The sequence below is a fragment of the Terrimonas alba genome, from assembly GCF_042434975.1.
GTDB lineage: Bacteria > Bacteroidota > Bacteroidia > Chitinophagales > Chitinophagaceae > Terrimonas_B > Terrimonas_B alba.
Window position 1 is genome coordinate 139,266 of record NZ_JBHMQM010000009.1, and the last position, 17,194, is coordinate 156,459.

Here is a 17,194-nt window from a genome sequence, read left to right on the forward strand (position 1 = left end):
ATGCCGTCGTATTGATTTTTGATAAACGGAGGTTAAAAATCATACTAGTTTTTGTAGAGCCTGGTCAAGATCAGCAATCAGGTAATCAGGCTCCTCCAGTCCCACATACATCCTGACTGAACGATGAGCCACATTAGCTACGTCAAATTCGGCCAACTTTACACTGGCGCATTTGGGAATTATCAATGACTCATGTCCTCCCCAACTTACGGCCATAATAAAATGTTTTAGCGACTCGCAAAAAAGAACAATGTCTCCCCTTGTCCTGGCCTTTAAAGAAAAAGTGACTAATCCGCCCGCATCTTTCATTTGCTTTTTCGCCAATTGGTATTGTGAAAAAGCAGGATCAAGAGGAAAGATAATGTTTTCAATCAAAGGATGTTGCTTCAGGTATTCAATAATCTTCCGGGTAGATCTGTTAATTCTTTCCAGTCGCATCGGCAAAGTCCTTAATCCCCGAAGTAATAGCCATGCATTAAAAGGCTGAATACCACTACCAATGTTTAGGTATTCACTATCAAAAATCCTCTTGATAACAGCATGTGAGCCAGACAATACACCACCCAGTGTATCACTGTGCCCGCCAATATACTTGGTGGCTGTTTGCATAGCGAGGTCCACTCCCATTTCTATTACATTTTGTTGCAAGGGCGTGCAGTAACTGTTATCAATAAAAGTGAAAATATTTCTCGTCTTTGCTAAGCCGCTAACAGCACGAATGTCCTGTAATTCGAAGAACCAGCTATTCGGTGACTCCAAATAATAAAAACTCGTATTGGGTTGTGTAGCCGATTGCCAATTTGCTACGGCAGTTCCATCAATATAAGTTGTGGTAACGCCAAACCTTGGCAGTATTTCATCAAACATTTTTTGCGCCCACGTGTAGGGAGCTCTTACGGAGACGATATGATCACCTGCCTTCACATTGGCTAAAACGCCTGCAAAAATTGCTGCAGCACCGCTATTGAAAATAAGACAATCTTCGGCCCCATCCAATGCCGCTAATTTCTTGCGCAATATCTCCACGGTAGGATTTAATCCCCTGCTATAGAGATAACCGCTCATTTCATTTTCGAAAGCGCTGTATAATTCATCTACTTTTTTAAACGTAAAATTGCTGGCCTGGATGATAGGGGGAGATACTGCATTAAAATAATTTTCCCTTTCTTCGCCCAGTTCATTCAATATGTAAGAAATATCAGTTGGAAGCGACATTCGAATTTTTTTTCCGGTGAGTAACTAAAAAATAAATAACCAGGAAGGCGGCAAAAACTGCTGTTCCTATCAAAGCAAGCCTGGGCGTATTAAATGCAATTGAAATACCCACAAAAACATAAGCCAGGATAAAAATGAGTGGCAACAATGGATACAATTTCATTTTATAAATTCCGGTTCCGTCCAGGTGTTTTGTACGCTTTCGCAAAATAAAAATAGTAGCGGCGGAAGTGGCCATTCCTATTGAATCTAAAAAAATAGTGAATCCCAATATCTGGTTAAACTCGTTGGCAAAAAACAACACAATTATTCCCATGGCTGCAAATACGGTCAGGCTCACAGTAAGCACATCCTTTTTTTCATCTTTTTTCTGAAAGGGTTTGGGCAATATTTTGTCGAGGCTCATGGCATACATCACCCTGGGATTACTCAACAATAATACATTTACATACGCCAGCACAGCAATAAAAAGCAATATAGAAGCAGCAGTCCTTCCCGCCGGACCAAACATTTTCTCTGCCACGACGGAGGCGATACCACGGGAAGTTTTCAATTGCTCAAATCCTATCGCATTATAGTAGGCATAACTTACAGCGAGGTACAGAGAAATTATAATTAGTATCCCGATAAAAATGCCTTTAGGAATTGTCTTTCTCGGTTCGTGAATCTCTTCACCAAAATTGATCGTTTGCTGGTATCCTCCATAGGTAAACGAAACGGCAATGAGAGCAACACCAAATGATGTGATGTAGTCCATCGTCGTAAACTCTTTAACGACAGCTGAGGTCGCAGAACCAGCTTCCGGTGCAATGAAGAATATCGAACTGATCAGTAAAACCAGCATCCCGATCTTGATGATCATCAGAATATTTTGGGCCGTAGAACTCAGCCGGAGGCCTAAGAGATTTACTATATAAAAGATAACAATCGGGACCATCGCTATGAAAGCCCGGGTGGTATTATCGGGAACGGTTTTAAAAATAACCTGGGATATATATTCGCTTCCGATCAGGGCCACACCCGCCATGGAAGCCGCATTTGAAATTAGAATAATGCAATTGATGGCAAAGGCTATAGAAGGGTGATAACATTCTGCAAACACTTTGTAATAGCCACCTGTGGCCGGAAAACGGGAGCCTATTTCCGCATAAGTTAACGCACCACAAAGAGCCACGATACCACCAGCAAACCACGCAACAAAAAAAATAGAAGGAGTAATCGCCGCATTCGCAGCATCTGACGAAGTTCTGAAAATACCCATCCCAATTACCAACCCGACAACAATCATCGTAAGATCGAAAAGACCCAGCTTGTTTTTTGCCATGAGTTGAAGATAATGAAAAACACTATGTGTTTATATGCACAGCATTCGGGGTTTAAATTGTTAGGATATGTATAAAGCACCCGGCACCCACCTGGCAGACCTCTAAATAAATTATAAAATTATCGTCCTTCTGAAGTTTCAATGACCAGGATGATGGCATCATTACTCAGCGCTTCCATTTCTATAGAACTTGTGTTCCATAAAGCCAGTCCGTCTCGTGCATGCAATAGCCGGCCCTGTACTTCAAATGCGCCTTCAATTACAAATACAAATAAACCAGCCTTTTCATTTTTTACTTGATAGATAGTTTCTACTCTTCCATCAAATTTTCCAATGGAAGCTGTAAAATGAGCACAACTTATAGGCGAAATAATTTGAAGATCGTTCTTAAGCCTGTTTACATCAAAGTTGAATAACACAGAATTTTGAATGACTTCCTCCTGACCGGGCCGGATCCAGATTTGCAGGAAATTGATCAATCCTTCATCAAAGGGATTACTGATCTGAATCTTGTCCCCCTTTTTTGCGTCCAGGAACTGTGATTGACCGGCAGCTACAAGGTTACACTCACCTGTGGAGCTTTTATATTTTATAGCGCCAATTACAGGAACCAGAACGATATAATAATCTTTCTCCACTAACATTTGAAGCGAACAGCCAGCATCCAGGGAGTCATCATTTACGACATCGATATTCGCAAAGGGGTGTTTATGCTCACTATAATACTTGCCAAAATTGAAAGTACTGCAACTCCGGAACCATGCTGCTTCACTCACACCTCTTTCATCTGCCAGGAATATTTTTGCCTCTTCTTGTTGAATCATATCAGTTCTGTCTTTAAAGAATAAATGCTTAAAAATGGTTGCATTTTTACCATATCAGTATTTTGACCGTCTTCGCTTGCCTTTTTCTTTATATCGGATACAAGTAAATAGTCCCCAATGGTATCATGCCAGATCAATGGCTCACTGAAAAAACTAATAGCCACCTGGTGATCATTCTTATTTTTTATGTCAGAATTTATTATTTTAAAATTGTAGTTTTTGAAAGGCAGAAATTGTCTGCCGAGATTATTGACGATATCAGGCACTGTTTCATTAAGCTGCTTCAGGTATCCCGTTATCGATGCACTCACCAGGAAATGCAATTTTTCAGCATTCGGCACATGCTGAATCAATTCACCAAAAGTTTTATATTTTTTTTGCTGATTATAAAATTGCGCCTCCAGCAGGAATTCAGTATAAGTACTATCAAAGACATACTTATCCCAAATCTTTTGTGAAGACGAATCAATTATTTTCCGGTAACAAAGCCGGATGATCTTTTGACCCATATTAAAATTATAAAGAAGGCGCAGGTAAAAACCTTACGCCTTATGGTTGCGGATTGACTCTAAGAAAAAAATATCAGGCAGCTACATTAATAGTATGTGTAAGCGTATATCCCCCGGATAGGCTTCCTGTTACAGTTGCCAGTTCAGCGCTTGCCGAATCACTGAACACATTGTCCGACGCATTGTAAGTATATCCTGTCATTCCTTTCGAATAGCCATAAGCAACGCCGCCGCTGCCATTCACCGTTGCCACTGCGCTACTGCTTCCTTCCGGAAAAGCTATTTGTGTTACCAATAAAGAATTGCCCGCAGCATTGTAAATATGTACATGAATATGAGTAGCACGGCCGGAGTACCACCCCGGGAAGATCGATGTAAAGGTGACCAGTCCATTTGAATCCGTCGTTTGACGGCCACGCAAAAAGTGAACAGCCGTGTAGTTGACGGACTGCATTCCGGTGCCACCGTACTCGGAATAATAACCATCCTTATCGCAATGCCAGATATCAACAATGGCGTTTGCTAATGCCGCACAACTATTATTTGTATTCCTGATCGTTATCTTGATCGTAAAAGCGACGCCTGTCCTATCGTCCTTGATATCGGATCTTACCAATGATGAAGGAGTGATAGTTGGAAAAGGGCCGGCTGTTTCAGAAGGCGATACTGAGCAGCTTCCGCTGCCGCCCCCCGAACCGGTATCAGTTCCTGTGTCTGTGTCGGTAGTAAGATCTTCTTTTTTACAAGCTTGCAATATCAGCGGAACCGATGTAGCTCCAATGAAAAATTGTCTCAGGAATTTTTTTCTTGACTGCTCCATTGTTTTTCGTTTTAATAATTAGAATTTTAATTATTCCTCCCGGTTATCAATTCCGATAGACGAACAGGCTTTTTGTACCGATAAATCATTTTTATTTGAAAAAACAGGCCCTTGAAATGAAGGGCCTGGGAACAACCAATTGCACATAACCAACCCGTATCGCTTGTTTCATTTCGCCACTCACTTATTTGACGTAACCGGATTACTGTTTCGTATGTTGTATCGGTATATAACCGGATTGTCCCGGTGAATTTTTCAATACCTGATAACAGGACAATCGAAAGTGTTCTTTTTGCCCAGCCTGTAAACAATTCCAATGCTATGACTGTAGTAATGATCTTTTTCAGCAGGATTTGCCGAACGACTGAAACCATCCAGGTAATCGGTACTACTTATCCGGTAAGATGTTTCGGCACTGATACCGAACTTATCAGAAAAATAATACTTCGTTCCAATGCCAACCGGGAACACTACTAAACCCCGCGGCACTGAATGTTGAGTATCTTCTGCCAGGCCCTCCATTAAAGAGGATTCGGCAGAAAAATATTCTGTATTTAATCCGGACCAGTCTCTCCGTATTCTCAAAAAACTGTAACCAACTCCGCCAAACAAATAGGGAGAAAATCCTTTTCCGGCATAGTTTCTTCCCAGTATACTCCACTCTCCAATACCACTTATTTCAACCACCGAAGAGCGAAACTTAAAATTTCTTTCCTGCCTGTATGCTGGCTTATTATACTTTGAATCATCTCCTTTTATCGATCCAATAAAAAGATTGGCTCGTACTGAAAAGGAAGAATTCAAAAATCTTGAAGCGAAAATGTTTAATTGTGGTTTCATGGTTTTATATGATCCCAAATCAGATGGTGTCAGATCACCCTGGTAAATGAAAGTGCCGGCTCCGATGCCGAATTGAAGTTTTGGGTTGAGTTGGGAATAAGCGAACAGGCTATACCCAACACTCATTACAATGATACTAACTGCTTGCTTTGATAATTTATTCATCCTGGTTTTGATTTGGCGTGGAGAATATAGCAGTTAGTAAAGGGCAGCTTAAACGTCGGCTACCTTTACTAAACGCAAAAAAGTTCACCTATCGTTTTAGGAGTTTGTTAAATAAAACACAGTGTCGGTGAGAGTTGGAAAAGTATCGTCGAATCGGTTTTTTGTGCTGATAAATCCGCTGGGGTTTATTTTTTCCACTCTTTGATAAAGCTGGAATAGCTGTCACTAATTGGAAGTTCCGTGGAGGAAGACAGTTGTACTTTCCGGTTGAGAATAGAATTTACTTTTTCGATTGCCACGATATAGCTTCTGTGGATCCGTCTGAATTTATCGGCGGGTAGCTTTTCAAGCACTTTCTTCAAAGGCATCAATGTAAGAATGGGCCTGGCGTTACTGAGATGTATTTTAATATAGTCCTCAACGCTTTCAATATATTCAATATCAGCAAAAGGAATTTTTATCAGCCGATATTCCGAGTATACGAACAAACTCTCAGTGGGCTCACTGGTTTGTTGATTTTTATACCGGGAATACTCTATCGCCTTCTTCACCGCTTTTGAGAATCGCTCAAATGAAATCGGTTTTAATAAGTAATCAATGGCGTCCAGTTCGAACCCGTCGAGAGCAAATTTTTTATGGGCTGTCGTAAAAATAATGATCGGCTTTTTCTCCAACGACCGTACCAGGTCAAGCCCGGTTATGTCAGGCATATTAATGTCAACAAATAAAATGTCAACCGGTATTTTGCGAATAAATTCTGCGCCTGAAATAGCATCATCAAAGACTTGCAGCATTTCTAATTCAGCAAACCGGGCCACATAGGTTTTGATCAGCTCCAGGGCCAGCGGTTCATCATCAATTGCTACACATTTTAAAGACATAATGATGGGATTAATTGCAATTTAACCAGGCAAAACCAATTGTACGGAAAACCTGCCATTTGTCTTATCTATTGACAGATCATATTTTCCTGCATACAGGTATTCCAATCGCTGCCGGGTATTTTCAATACCTATTCCTGTGCTTTCTGCATTTCGTTGCGTTGCATACAGCTTATTGCTGCAATAGAAACGGATTGACTGATCATCAGTTGTTAATTGAATCTCGATAGCCGAAGGCTCCCGGTTGCTGATGCCATATTTAAATACGTTTTCAATGAATGTCATTAGTATAAGCGGTGCGATTTTCTTACCAGTAGTTTTACCCGACACGATGAAGTTGACATTCATTTTATCACCAAGTCTCAATCGTTGCAGGTCAATATAGTCCCTGATAAAGTCCATTTCATTTTCCAAGGGAACAAATTCCTCCCGCACATCATCAGTAACATAGCGCATAATATTGGAAAGCTTCAAAATGCTTTCAGCCGTATTATCGCTTTTAGAAGCTGCCAATGAATAAATATTGTTGAGCGTATTAAATAAAAAATGGGGATTGATCTGTGCCTTCAAAAACGATAGCTCAGCATTTGCCTTATCCGCTTCTGCCTGCAATGCCCTTTGCTCAGTTGCCCGCAATCTTACCCGGATCTGTATGGCCATACTCATGGCCAGGATGGTGAAGTAAAAAAATATGCTGACCACATCTATTTTTTGCAAACCCCTTGTATTCATTGGTGAACCGGGTGGCTTATCGCCGGGCTGCCTCATAGGGGGTGGCCCTTTGAAATCATCGACAGGTGGTGGTGGCCCGGGATTCGGCATCTCCAACCCTGTACCCGGACCAAGATTACTCACCATGCGGTCAAAAGGCTTCAGCAACCATACGGCGATTAATATAATAAACAGGGAACTCGAATACAGGAAAAAATTTTTCTTCAGGTAAAGCTTCGGTATCAACCACCAGCTATGGAGATAGAAAATAAAAATATAAGTACTGAAAAATAGCCAGGTATAAGGTGAAGCGAGTGTCGATAGTATGCCGTTATAACCCGATTGACTTGTGACAAATAACACAGGCAAGCTTAGAAATAATATCCAGGCAGCAATATGAGTAACAATCGTGTAGCTCTTTGACTGGATCATATACAAAAAAACATGCTTTGCCTTAAAAATAGCTGAATGTATCGGTATGTGGGGATTTTGTATGGATGAAAAGAAGAACTATGCTGGCGACAACTTAAAATTGAACGGGTTTGCGGTTTGAAATATTTCTGATTGCATAACAGCTTACTCTCCCTACATTTGCGGCCAGTTTGGTTTGCCGACGATAAATGTCGGCATTAAAAGGGAAACCGGTGAAAGTCCGGTGCTATCCCCGTAGCTGTAAACCCCCTAACCCCTATCCTTCGACATAGCTCAGGAGGGAGTTAGGAAATCTAATTCTGAGTGCCACTGTTTTTACACGGGAAGGCAATTAGATTGGGGTGAGCCAGAAGACCTGCCAGGCTGGTTAATAATCATTCAATGCTTTCGGGTGAAAGGCTTGAAATGTAAAAGTCGCAGGACGTTTATATTTCTATCACGCCGTTGTTGGTTAATCCTGAGCTCTGAGCCTGCCTGTCGGCAGACAGGCTTGTCGAAGAGTCGAAGGGCCAACAACTCTTACACGGAAGCAGTCACGCAAAACTTTTTTTAAAAATGAAAAAGAATTTTTTTGTAGTGGCTGCCCTCAGTATCAGCAGCCAGCTATTTGCTCAACTTGCCCCCACGAGCCAGGAGGAAGACAGTACGTACAAATCATTAAACCAGGTAATCGTTACCGCCAGCAAATTTTCTAAAAAAGCATCAGAGACCGGTAAAGTAGTTACAGTGATCAACCGTGCCGTACTGGACAGAAGTATGGGAAAGGACCTGGCGCAGTTACTTACCGAGCAGGCCGGCATCGTGATCAATGGTGCTACCAGCAACCCGGGCAAAGACAAATCTGTTTTTCTTCGCGGAGCCAAAAATGATTACACAGTTATATTAATAAATGGCGTACCACTTACCGATCCTTCAGGTGTTGGTGGCGCTTTTGATCTTCGCCTTTTCCCGATCGAACAAATCGAACGTATTGAAATATTAAAAGGCGCCCAATCAACTTTATATGGTTCTAACGCCATCGCCGGTGTTATAAATATCATTACCCGCAAAGGTGCTGACAAGCCGGCCCAACTGTTTGGCAATTTTTCCGGTGGTTCTTTTGGTACATTTAAGAGCAATGCCGGATTGAGTGGCAGTGCTAATAAAGTCTCCTACAATATTGGTTTTATGCACCACGAAACAAAAGGGATCTCTGAAGCAAAAGATACCACGAAAGCAAAATCATTTGATAAGGACGGGTTTCTTCAAAATGGCTTGTACCTGAACATAGATGGTGAAGTGATAAAAGGACTACACATCAAGCCTTATTTCCGCTATAATTTTTATAAAGGGAGCTTCGATGATGATTCTTATAAAGACGCCGACAACAAATACAAATCATCGCTGCTTTCTACTGGTGCCGCCGCTCAATATGATTTCAGCAAAGGAGCTGTGGTAGCGCAATATGGTTATGACGAAATTTTCCGTGATTTCAAAAGTTCCTTCCCGTCAACTTTTGAAGGGCGGAGTAACAACGCAGAACTATACGGTCATGTAAACCTGGCGGAACACTTCCAGTTACTGGCTGGTCTTGATTACCGCAAACAACAATCGCTTGATACCAATGCAAATCCAAAAAAACCCAAGTTTCATATCACCAGTCCCTATCTTTCTTTTTTTATAAAAAATCTTGCAGGCTTCAATTTGGAAATAGGCGGTCGTTACAATAAGCATTCTAAGTTTGGCGACAATTTTACGTATAGTATCAATCCTTCCTATCTTTTAAATGAACAGGTAAAATTGTTTGTCAATGTAGCGTCTGCATTCAAAGCTCCTACCCTGAGCGAACTGTATGGCCAATGGGGGGCCAATCCTGATTTGAAACCCGAAAAATCTAAAACCTATGAAGGAGGTGTGCAGGTTTCTTTGCTGGATAATAAATTAGATGCAAGAGCAGTTTATTTTTCAAGGAATATCAAAGATGTGATTGCCTATGGCCCTGCCTTCAGCTATATTAATCTTAATAAACAAAAAGATCAGGGTATAGAAATAGAGCCGACACTTCATATCAATAAAGACCTCCAACTAAAATTATATTATGCTTTTACAGATGGAGAAGTAACTACAAATAATGCGGGCAAAGACACATCCTATTTCAACCTGCTAAGAAGACCGAAACATTCTTTTGGCATCAATGCCGGTTATCAGCTTACACCAAAATTGTTTGTAAGTACCAACTTGTATAACTATAGTAAACGGACTGACATGGATTTCACCAGCTGGCCTGCCAGGGAAGTGGAGTTGAAAAGTTACCTGTTATGGAATGCCTACGCCGAGTATGCGGTGATAACAAACAGGCTGAAATTATTTGTTGACTTTAAGAATATCACCAATGCGGACTACGAGGAAGTGTATGGATACAGCACACAGGGATTTAATGTAATGGGTGGTATTAGTTTTAAATTATAGTAACTTGAACAGGCTTCAGAATGAGAAGCCTGTTTCTTTTTCACTTTCAATAAAATCAATCGCTATGTCACTTCAAAAGATCAACCCCCGCTTTATCATTCTGCTACTGTTGATGATAGCCGCGGCGGCTATGCGTATACCCGGTGCGGCCACACTGAGTCCCTTAAGCAACTTCACGCCTATAGGTGCAATGGCCATATTTGGCGGTGCTTATTTTCAAAAAAACTGGAAGGCCTATGCGTTTCCCCTGCTGACCTTGTTAGCAAGTGATATTGTTATTAATACCGTTGTACACCAGGGTAAGTTTGGCATCATGTACAGCGGCTGGTACTGGACATACGCTGCTTTCGCCCTGATGGTATTGACAGGAAAAATTTTGTTGAAAAAAATAACAATTAAAAATATTGTGATTGCTTCTATTGCAACAGTATTCATTCACTGGATCGTTACCAGTCCTGCCTGTATACTATTAGAAGGAAGCATGTACCCAAAAAACTGGGCCGGTTATTACACCAGCCTTGTAGCCGCCATTCCGTATGAAAGAAATTTTCTTATCGGTACTTTATTGTATAGCGGTGTGATGTTTGGAGTATTTGAATGGATGAAAATGAAATATCATTCATTGCAATCTGCATAAGAATGTCAACGAATCATAACTCTCCTTTAGAGCCTGTCCCGAATTTACTTCGGGCGGATGGGGGTAAAGTTTGTTCCTTCCTTCCCGCAGCTACGCAAATGATCTGCGACATGGCCTTGCAAAATCAGCTGCAAGGGTAACATTTCTTCGCTTTTTCAAACCCAATTGGTAAATGTGTAAACATGAAGAAAAGAAATGCCTGCGGTGTGACCGCAGTTTTGAATGCAAAGTGGGTAATGTAAGCCAGTGCCAATGCAGCGGCATCTCTTTTACTGAAGAAGAAAAAAAATTCATTGGTGAAAAATACAATGATTGCCTTTGCAAGGACTGCCTGCTGGAATTAAAGAATCGTTATAGGATGTTCAAAGAAAAAATGTATTGGAAATGATATGGATGATCACTGGCGGCGCACGCAGCGGCAAGAGCAGCTATGCGCAACAACTGGCTTTATCTTTAAGCAATAACCCTGTTTATATTGCCACCGCTAAAATATGGGATGATGACTTTGAAAAAAGAGTGAGGCGTCATCAAAACGAAAGAGACGAACGTTGGATCAACTATGAAGAGCAAAGAAATGTAAGCGAACTACCGATAGAAAATAAAACATGCATTATCGATTGTGTAACACTCTGGCTCACTAATTTTTTTATTGATACCAAAAACAATATCGATTCATCACTTGACTTATTTAAAAGCCAAATTGATGCCCTGTATGAAAAACCCGGCACCTATATTATCATCAGCAATGAAATAGGAATGGGCGTACATGCCGAAACAGAAATAGGCAGAAAATTTACCGACCTGCAGGGATGGGCCAATCAATATTTGGCAGCTAAAGCGGGAAAGGTAGTGTTCATGGTATCCGGTATTCCACAAACTATTAAAGGTTAAGAAATGAATGATTTTTCATTCCCCCTTCAGGAAATTAAGGGATACATGAATTGGAGTGGTGGCAAGGATTCAAGCCTTTGCCTGCATTACGCATTTGCACAAAAAATACCGGTACGGGCATTACTGACCAGTGTAAACAAAGTGCACAACCGCATTTCTATGCATGGCGTAAGAAATGAACTGCTTGATCAGCAGGCTGCATCTATTGGTCTTCCTTTGCACAAAATTGAATTGCCGGAACAACCGGGCATGGATGAATACGAAGAACTGATGACAACAAAAGTGCAGCAGTTAAAGAATGAAGGCTTTACGCATGCCATCTTTGGCGATATTTTCCTGGAAGACCTGAAACGCTATCGTGAAGAAAAACTGCAGACATTAGAAATGCAGTGCCTCTTTCCCTTGTGGAAAAGAGACACCAAAGAACTGATGCAGGAATTTCTATCACTGGATTTTAAAGCCATCATTGTTTGTGTAAATGAAAAATTCCTTGACAAAAGTTTTTGTGGCCGCCTGATTGATGAATCATTTGTCAGGGACCTGCCGCCCAACGTGGATCTGTGTGGTGAAAACGGCGAATACCATTCCTTCGTATTTGACGGGCCGATATTTAAACAACCCATAGCTTTTACAAAAGGAGAAATAGTTTATCGGAAATATGATGCACCAAAAAACACGCAGGATAGCTGCAATCCTATGAACCAACCATCACAATACGGTTTTTATTTTTGCGACCTGCTGCCAAAAGATGAATGATCAACAGTTTCACCAAAACCATCTAAAAAATGACTCCTGCAGAATCAACAACCGTAAGTCTTGAGCAGCCTTTGCAGCATAAAATCAACCTGAAAACAAAACCGCCGGGTGCGTTGGGAAGACTGGAAGAAATTGCCCTGCAGGTGGGATCCATCCAGCAAACGCTGAATCCTCAAATCAACCATCCGCATATTGTTGTTTTTGCCGGCGACCATGGAATCGCTAAAACCGGTTTGGTAAATCCTTATCCCCAGGAAGTGACAGCACAGATGGTGCTGAATTTTTTAAACGGTGGTGCGGCCATCAATGTTTTTTGCAGGCAAAATAATATTGCCCTTAAAGTTGTGGATGCCGGGGTAAATTTTGATTTTGATTCATCTGTTCTCCCTCTCCCTCCGGAGAGGAGGTTAGGGGGTGAGGTTTTTATCGACGCAAAGATTGGTTATGGCACAAAAAACTACCTGGATGAGCCCGCCATGACAGAAATAGAAACCAGCATAGCCATTGAGAAGGGAAAAGAAATTGTTGCTACCATTCATCAGTCGGGTTGCAACTGCATAGGCTTTGGCGAAATGGGTATCGGTAATACATCCTCTGCCTCGCTGATCATGAGTGCTGTTCTTCAAATGCCCATTGAAGAATGTATAGGCAGAGGAACAGGTGCGAATGATGAACAATTGAAAACGAAAACAGAAACGCTTAAACTGGCCAGGACGAAATATTCACTGCACACTGCTCAATGTTCAACCTTGGCTGCCGGCAGGCAGGTGCTCAATGTGCTGCAAACGTTTGGCGGTTTTGAAATAGCCATGATGGCTGGGGCCTACCTTGAAGCCGCTAAAAGAAAAATGATCATAGTGGTGGACGGATTTATTTCCACTGCAGCCTTATTGATAGCTAAAGGACTGGGTGAAGATGATACGGATTTCCCCCCCTTTAAGAAATGGGGGCTTGTTTTTGCCCACTGCTCCGATGAAAACGGCCATCGCTCTATGCTCAATTTTTTAAAAGCAAAACCATTGTTGCAATTAGATTTGCGTTTAGGCGAAGGTACGGGTGCTGCATTGGCCATTCCTTTGATCCAGGCATCAGTTAATTTTTTAAATGAAATGGCAAGCTTTGAAACAGCTGGTGTAAGTAACAAAGAATAAGATAAAGACTATCTGAACATTCATGAAAAAAGAGCTCCGCATTTTTTTTACAGCGCTTATGTTTCTTACAAGACTGCCTGTACCTAAGACCACCGATCACAACCTCGACTATCTTCAAAAAGCGGCAAAGTATTTTCCCATGATTGGTTGGGTGGTGGGCATCATTTGCGGATTAACATTTGCAGCCGGAAATTTTCTTTCCACGCCTATCGCCGCAGTCCTTTGCATTATTGCAGGATTAGTGACCACGGGAGCCTTTCATGAAGATGGTTTTGCGGATTCATGTGATGGTTTCGGCGGTGGATGGACCAAAGAAAAAATCCTTGCCATTATGAAAGACAGCCGGCTGGGTACCTTTGGGGTAGCCGGTTTGATCATGATACTGTTGCTGAAATATTTTCTCCTGGTTCATATCACCCTGCAAATCGCCAATAGCAATTGGGGCTTATCTTCATTCGAAAAATTTTCATACCCTGCACTTGTCATCATAGCAGCACACACGGCCAGCCGGTGGATGCCATTGTTGCTGATCCAAAACTACTCTTACGTATTCCAGGAAGATGTTTCCAAATCCAAACCGCTGGCCTCCGCCAAACTCCGTTTTGTTGAAATATTGTTTGCGTTCCTGGCAATGCTGGTCCCTATGATTTTTTTACCGCTTCCATATTTGACGGGTATACCGCCAATGATCCTTGTTTCTTTTTGGTTGGCGCAATTTTTTAAAAAATGGATCGGCGGCTATACAGGAGATTGTCTTGGCGCCGTGCAGCAGGTAACAGAAATAACTTTTTTGTTATCTATTGTTATCATCAATAAATACTGGTTAACTTGTCTGCTATGATCTATTTGATACGCCATACTACGCCTGCAGTCACTAAAGGAATTTGCTACGGACAGGCTGACCTGGATATCACTTCTTCCTTTCACGAAGAAGCGGCCATCATTCGCCGCTATTTACCTGCCGGTATTCAACAAGTGTATAGCAGCCCGTTGCAACGCTGCCACAAACTGGCAGCCTGTTTATTTCCACACCATGAATTGATGCTGGATGATGATTTGAAAGAACTGCATTGCGGCGAGTGGGAATTAAAAAACTGGGATGCTATCGCCAAAGATGAAATAGATCCCTGGATGAACGATTTTGTAAGCCACCGGGTACCAGGTGGTGAAAGTTATGTGAAGCTATACGAAAGAACAGTCAATTGTTTTACCAGGATTGTAAGTCTGAAAAAGACTGCGGCTATATTCACGCATGGTGGTGTGATTAGAAGCATTTTGTCTTATATTACCGGTACGCCGCTCATTGATTCATTTTCGGTGTTCAAATTACACTATGGTTGCGTTGTAAAAATTATGTTACATAACCGCGATTATCAACATGAAATACTTTCCAATATTCCTTCTGCGATTGAACAACACCGGCCAGCCTGATTAACTTTTTTTATAGCAACTAATAGCCGCAACGGGGCTGAAAGACTCCCGGCGAAAAAACAACTCCCTGAATGCATACCGTATATATGTTAACAGCAGCCCTTTATATTTGCTGAAACATTTTCTACATGCCGATAAATTTCAGCGAACTACTTACTGTTACTTTTACATTGTTTGCCGTTATTGATATTATCGGTTCGGTCCCCATCCTCATTTCATTAAAACAAAAAATGGGTGGTATCAATGAAGCCAGGGCAACCATCATTTCCGGTGGATTAATGGTCGTATTTCTTTTTGTCGGTGAAGCTCTCTTAAAAATACTGGGATTGGATGTACGATCTTTTGCCGTAGGCGGATCCATAGTCATTTTTATTCTTGGACTCGAAATGGTATTGGGCCTTGAGTTTTTTAAAAGTGAAAAAGATATAAAAGCGGCGACTGTAGTGCCCATTGCCTTTCCTTTAATAGCAGGATCTGGTACATTGACTACTATCATGTCGCTAAAAGCCAACTACGGCGAAACGACCCTGTTGCTCGCTATCTTAATGAACTTGCTGATTATTTATATTGTTTTAAAATCGCTGGGAGCAATTGCCCGCCTGTTGGGCCCAGCAGGATTACTTGCTGTAAGAAAATTTTTTGGCGTAATATTGCTCGCCATTGCGGTGAAAATATTCGCCAGCAATGCACCCGGGTTGATATGATAAGTTCTTAGGATTTAAAGATTTAGATACGCAAATCCAACAAAATTTGGCCTCGTAGTACAATGGATAGTATAAGAGTTTCCGAAGCTCCAGATACAGGTTCGATTCCTGTCGAGGCTACAAATACCCACAAATATTCATAAATGCCCACAAAAGGCATTAAATGCACTCAGTGCCCTTAAACCTTGTAGAATTTGATTCGAATCCCGGGGCCATACCACTACAGCGATCATCATAGCACCCAGACTATGCAGACGATCAGCGTCTGAAGTTTAAGTGAATTAACGTAATTGGAGATTTGAGGAAATTAAAGATACTGTCAGTATGTTATCTCACTTTGACAACAACTTTACCTTTCACACGACCCGTTTCTACATAAGACATAGCTTCATTAATCTGTTCAAATGGAAACACTTTATCCATAACAGGTTTTATGACTCCCGACTCTATTAATTTTGTGATTTGACCTAATTGTTCGCCTTGTGCTCTCATAAAAAGAAAAGAAAAGTTTACACCAACACGTTTTGCTTTTTTCCTAATCCCAGCACTCAAAACTTTCAACACTATTTTCAAAAACCAATTAAGATTAATTTCTTTTCCAAATTCAGGGTCAGGCGGGCCAGAAATAGAAATAACTTTTCCACCAGGTTTTAATATTCGCAGAGATTTTTCGAGTGTCTTTGTATCCTGGCTATTCAGCACCACATCGTAATCTTTTAGCCTCGTCTCAAAATCTTCCTTCTTGTAATCGATTATAACGTCTGCGCTCAATTTTTTTACCATGTCAATGTTTGCGCTACTTGTTGTTGTAGCAACAGAAGCGCCTAAATGTTTTGCCAATTGAATCGCAAATGTTCCTACACCACCGGAGCCTGCCTGAATGAAAACTTTTTGTCCTTTTTTCAGATTTGCTTTTTCAACTAATGCCTGCCAGGCTGTTAAGCCAACTAGTGGAATGGAAGCTGCTTCTTCCATGGAAAGATTTTTTGGTTTCATCGCAACATCCTTTTCATTCATTGCTATCAACTCGGCAAAAGTCCCGATCCGATGGTCTGCCGGTCTTGCATAAACCTCATCTCCAACCTTGAATTTTTTAACCCTTGAACCAACTTTGATTACCAAGCCTGCCACGTCATGCCCCAACGTAAATGGAGTTTTATAAGGCAGGATCATTTTGAATTCACCATCCCTGATCTTTGAATCCAAAAGGTTCACACCTGCTGAATGTACCTGAACCAAAATCTCTCTTTCTTTTACAACAGGTTCTGCTATTTCGGTTAGTTGTAATTTTTCTTTTTTACTGTATCGGCTTACAATAAATGCTTTCACTTTCTTAATTTTTAAATTTATCTATGGTTCAGGTGCTTTATGCAAATAAATCTAATGCGGATTTGTAAACAACACATCTGCGTTGGATTATACTTAAATATTTATGGCAATTTTGCCGACAGCTCT

The 17,194-nt window shown here is 41.2% G+C and carries 18 protein-coding genes, 1 tRNA gene and 1 riboswitch; of the genes, 10 read left to right on the top strand and 9 right to left on the bottom strand.

The features are described from left to right. Window positions 1–39: 39 nt before the first annotated feature. The 8 genes from ACFEL9_RS23505 to ACFEL9_RS23540 form a co-directional block, all read right to left on the bottom strand. Complete coding sequence (locus ACFEL9_RS23505; protein WP_385895136.1) at window positions 40–1,215, bottom strand: trans-sulfuration enzyme family protein; 1,176 nt, start codon at window positions 1,213–1,215, stop codon at window positions 40–42. Then, window positions 1,199–2,539 carry an APC family permease gene (locus ACFEL9_RS23510; RefSeq protein WP_385895138.1) on the bottom strand — a complete coding sequence of 447 codons (1,341 nt, stop codon included), beginning with the start codon at window positions 2,537–2,539 and terminating at the stop codon, window positions 1,199–1,201. The genes ACFEL9_RS23505 and ACFEL9_RS23510 overlap by 17 nt, the downstream gene beginning before the upstream one ends. Before the next feature lie 119 nt (window positions 2,540–2,658). Continuing rightward, window positions 2,659–3,363, bottom strand: coding sequence for a pirin family protein (locus ACFEL9_RS23515; protein WP_385895139.1), 705 nt, complete (start codon window positions 3,361–3,363; stop codon window positions 2,659–2,661). After that, entirely contained in the window at window positions 3,360–3,872 is a 513-nt protein-coding gene (locus tag ACFEL9_RS23520) for a hypothetical protein (protein ID WP_385895141.1), read from the bottom strand. The genes ACFEL9_RS23515 and ACFEL9_RS23520 overlap by 4 nt, the downstream gene beginning before the upstream one ends. A gap of 73 nt (window positions 3,873–3,945) precedes the next feature. Continuing rightward, window positions 3,946–4,692: a dioxygenase family protein gene (locus ACFEL9_RS23525; protein WP_385895143.1), complete on the bottom strand. Its 747-nt coding sequence runs from the start codon at window positions 4,690–4,692 to the stop codon at window positions 3,946–3,948. Window positions 4,693–4,947: 255 nt separating this feature from the next. Further along, entirely contained in the window at window positions 4,948–5,697 is a 750-nt protein-coding gene (locus ACFEL9_RS23530) for a DUF6089 family protein (RefSeq protein WP_385895144.1), read from the bottom strand. 185 nt (window positions 5,698–5,882) lie between these two features. Further along, the gene (locus ACFEL9_RS23535; RefSeq protein ID WP_385895145.1) at window positions 5,883–6,578 is read right to left on the bottom strand and encodes a LytR/AlgR family response regulator transcription factor; all 696 of its coding nucleotides are present in this window, start codon (window positions 6,576–6,578) and stop codon (window positions 5,883–5,885) included. A 21-nt stretch (window positions 6,579–6,599) separates the two neighbouring features. After that, window positions 6,600–7,721, bottom strand: a complete 1,122-nt coding sequence (locus ACFEL9_RS23540) for a sensor histidine kinase (protein ID WP_385895147.1) — start codon at window positions 7,719–7,721, stop codon at window positions 6,600–6,602. A gap of 154 nt (window positions 7,722–7,875) precedes the next feature. Next, a riboswitch (cobalamin riboswitch) is annotated at window positions 7,876–8,098 on the top strand. 178 nt (window positions 8,099–8,276) lie between these two features. Here ACFEL9_RS23540 and ACFEL9_RS23545 point away from each other — a divergent pair. The 10 genes from ACFEL9_RS23545 to ACFEL9_RS23590 all read left to right on the top strand — a co-directional run bounded on the left by ACFEL9_RS23545 (window position 8,277) and on the right by ACFEL9_RS23590 (window position 15,859). Continuing rightward, complete coding sequence (locus tag ACFEL9_RS23545) at window positions 8,277–10,169, top strand: TonB-dependent receptor plug domain-containing protein (protein ID WP_385895149.1); 1,893 nt, start codon at window positions 8,277–8,279, stop codon at window positions 10,167–10,169. A 64-nt stretch (window positions 10,170–10,233) separates the two neighbouring features. Continuing rightward, on the top strand, window positions 10,234–10,806 hold the full coding sequence (locus tag ACFEL9_RS23550) for a DUF6580 family putative transport protein (RefSeq protein WP_385895151.1): 573 nt from the start codon (window positions 10,234–10,236) through the stop codon (window positions 10,804–10,806). A 172-nt stretch (window positions 10,807–10,978) separates the two neighbouring features. Next, the gene (locus ACFEL9_RS23555; RefSeq protein ID WP_385895153.1) at window positions 10,979–11,194 is read left to right on the top strand and encodes a cysteine-rich CWC family protein; all 216 of its coding nucleotides are present in this window, start codon (window positions 10,979–10,981) and stop codon (window positions 11,192–11,194) included. Next, complete coding sequence (locus ACFEL9_RS23560) at window positions 11,191–11,697, top strand: bifunctional adenosylcobinamide kinase/adenosylcobinamide-phosphate guanylyltransferase (protein ID WP_385895155.1); 507 nt, start codon at window positions 11,191–11,193, stop codon at window positions 11,695–11,697. The genes ACFEL9_RS23555 and ACFEL9_RS23560 overlap by 4 nt, the downstream gene beginning before the upstream one ends. Window positions 11,698–11,700: 3 nt before the next feature. Beyond that, a complete protein-coding gene (locus ACFEL9_RS23565) occupies window positions 11,701–12,453 on the top strand; it encodes a Dph6-related ATP pyrophosphatase (RefSeq protein WP_385895157.1) in 753 nt (250 codons plus the stop codon). A 29-nt stretch (window positions 12,454–12,482) separates the two neighbouring features. Then, on the top strand, window positions 12,483–13,604 hold the full coding sequence (gene cobT, locus ACFEL9_RS23570) for a nicotinate-nucleotide--dimethylbenzimidazole phosphoribosyltransferase (RefSeq protein WP_385895159.1): 1,122 nt from the start codon (window positions 12,483–12,485) through the stop codon (window positions 13,602–13,604). 22 nt (window positions 13,605–13,626) lie between these two features. Next, on the top strand, window positions 13,627–14,445 hold the full coding sequence (gene cobS / locus ACFEL9_RS23575; protein WP_385895161.1) for an adenosylcobinamide-GDP ribazoletransferase: 819 nt from the start codon (window positions 13,627–13,629) through the stop codon (window positions 14,443–14,445). Beyond that, a complete protein-coding gene (cobC, locus tag ACFEL9_RS23580) occupies window positions 14,442–15,035 on the top strand; it encodes an alpha-ribazole phosphatase (RefSeq protein WP_385895163.1) in 594 nt (197 codons plus the stop codon). The genes cobS and cobC overlap by 4 nt, the downstream gene beginning before the upstream one ends. A gap of 128 nt (window positions 15,036–15,163) precedes the next feature. Next, window positions 15,164–15,739, top strand: coding sequence for a MarC family protein (locus ACFEL9_RS23585; RefSeq protein ID WP_385895165.1), 576 nt, complete (start codon window positions 15,164–15,166; stop codon window positions 15,737–15,739). A gap of 48 nt (window positions 15,740–15,787) precedes the next feature. After that, window positions 15,788–15,859 (top strand) — tRNA-Arg (locus tag ACFEL9_RS23590). Between the two features lie 207 nt (window positions 15,860–16,066). Here the strand turns inward: ACFEL9_RS23590 and ACFEL9_RS23595 are convergent. After that, complete coding sequence (locus ACFEL9_RS23595; RefSeq protein WP_385895167.1) at window positions 16,067–17,068, bottom strand: NADP-dependent oxidoreductase; 1,002 nt, start codon at window positions 17,066–17,068, stop codon at window positions 16,067–16,069. Window positions 17,069–17,194 lie beyond the last annotated feature (126 nt).

Excerpts from the sequence above, each read along its gene's own strand:
- ACFEL9_RS23505 (WP_385895136.1), bottom strand. The coding sequence starts at position 1,215 with ATGTCGCTTCCAACTGATATTTCTTACATATTGAATGAACTGGGCGAA.
- ACFEL9_RS23510 (WP_385895138.1), bottom strand. The coding sequence starts at position 2,539 with ATGGCAAAAAACAAGCTGGGTCTTTTCGATCTTACGATGATTGTTGTC.
- ACFEL9_RS23515 (WP_385895139.1), bottom strand. The coding sequence starts at position 3,363 with ATGATTCAACAAGAAGAGGCAAAAATATTCCTGGCAGATGAAAGAGGT.
- ACFEL9_RS23520 (WP_385895141.1), bottom strand. The coding sequence starts at position 3,872 with ATGGGTCAAAAGATCATCCGGCTTTGTTACCGGAAAATAATTGATTCG.
- ACFEL9_RS23525 (WP_385895143.1), bottom strand. The coding sequence starts at position 4,692 with ATGGAGCAGTCAAGAAAAAAATTCCTGAGACAATTTTTCATTGGAGCT.
- ACFEL9_RS23530 (WP_385895144.1), bottom strand. The coding sequence starts at position 5,697 with ATGAATAAATTATCAAAGCAAGCAGTTAGTATCATTGTAATGAGTGTT.
- ACFEL9_RS23535 (WP_385895145.1), bottom strand. The coding sequence starts at position 6,578 with ATGTCTTTAAAATGTGTAGCAATTGATGATGAACCGCTGGCCCTGGAG.
- ACFEL9_RS23540 (WP_385895147.1), bottom strand. The coding sequence starts at position 7,721 with ATGATCCAGTCAAAGAGCTACACGATTGTTACTCATATTGCTGCCTGG.
- ACFEL9_RS23545 (WP_385895149.1), top strand. The coding sequence starts at position 8,277 with ATGAAAAAGAATTTTTTTGTAGTGGCTGCCCTCAGTATCAGCAGCCAG.
- ACFEL9_RS23550 (WP_385895151.1), top strand. The coding sequence starts at position 10,234 with ATGTCACTTCAAAAGATCAACCCCCGCTTTATCATTCTGCTACTGTTG.
- ACFEL9_RS23555 (WP_385895153.1), top strand. The coding sequence starts at position 10,979 with ATGTGTAAACATGAAGAAAAGAAATGCCTGCGGTGTGACCGCAGTTTT.
- ACFEL9_RS23560 (WP_385895155.1), top strand. The coding sequence starts at position 11,191 with ATGATATGGATGATCACTGGCGGCGCACGCAGCGGCAAGAGCAGCTAT.
- ACFEL9_RS23565 (WP_385895157.1), top strand. The coding sequence starts at position 11,701 with ATGAATGATTTTTCATTCCCCCTTCAGGAAATTAAGGGATACATGAAT.
- cobT (WP_385895159.1), top strand. The coding sequence starts at position 12,483 with ATGACTCCTGCAGAATCAACAACCGTAAGTCTTGAGCAGCCTTTGCAG.
- cobS (WP_385895161.1), top strand. The coding sequence starts at position 13,627 with ATGAAAAAAGAGCTCCGCATTTTTTTTACAGCGCTTATGTTTCTTACA.
- cobC (WP_385895163.1), top strand. The coding sequence starts at position 14,442 with ATGATCTATTTGATACGCCATACTACGCCTGCAGTCACTAAAGGAATT.
- ACFEL9_RS23585 (WP_385895165.1), top strand. The coding sequence starts at position 15,164 with ATGCCGATAAATTTCAGCGAACTACTTACTGTTACTTTTACATTGTTT.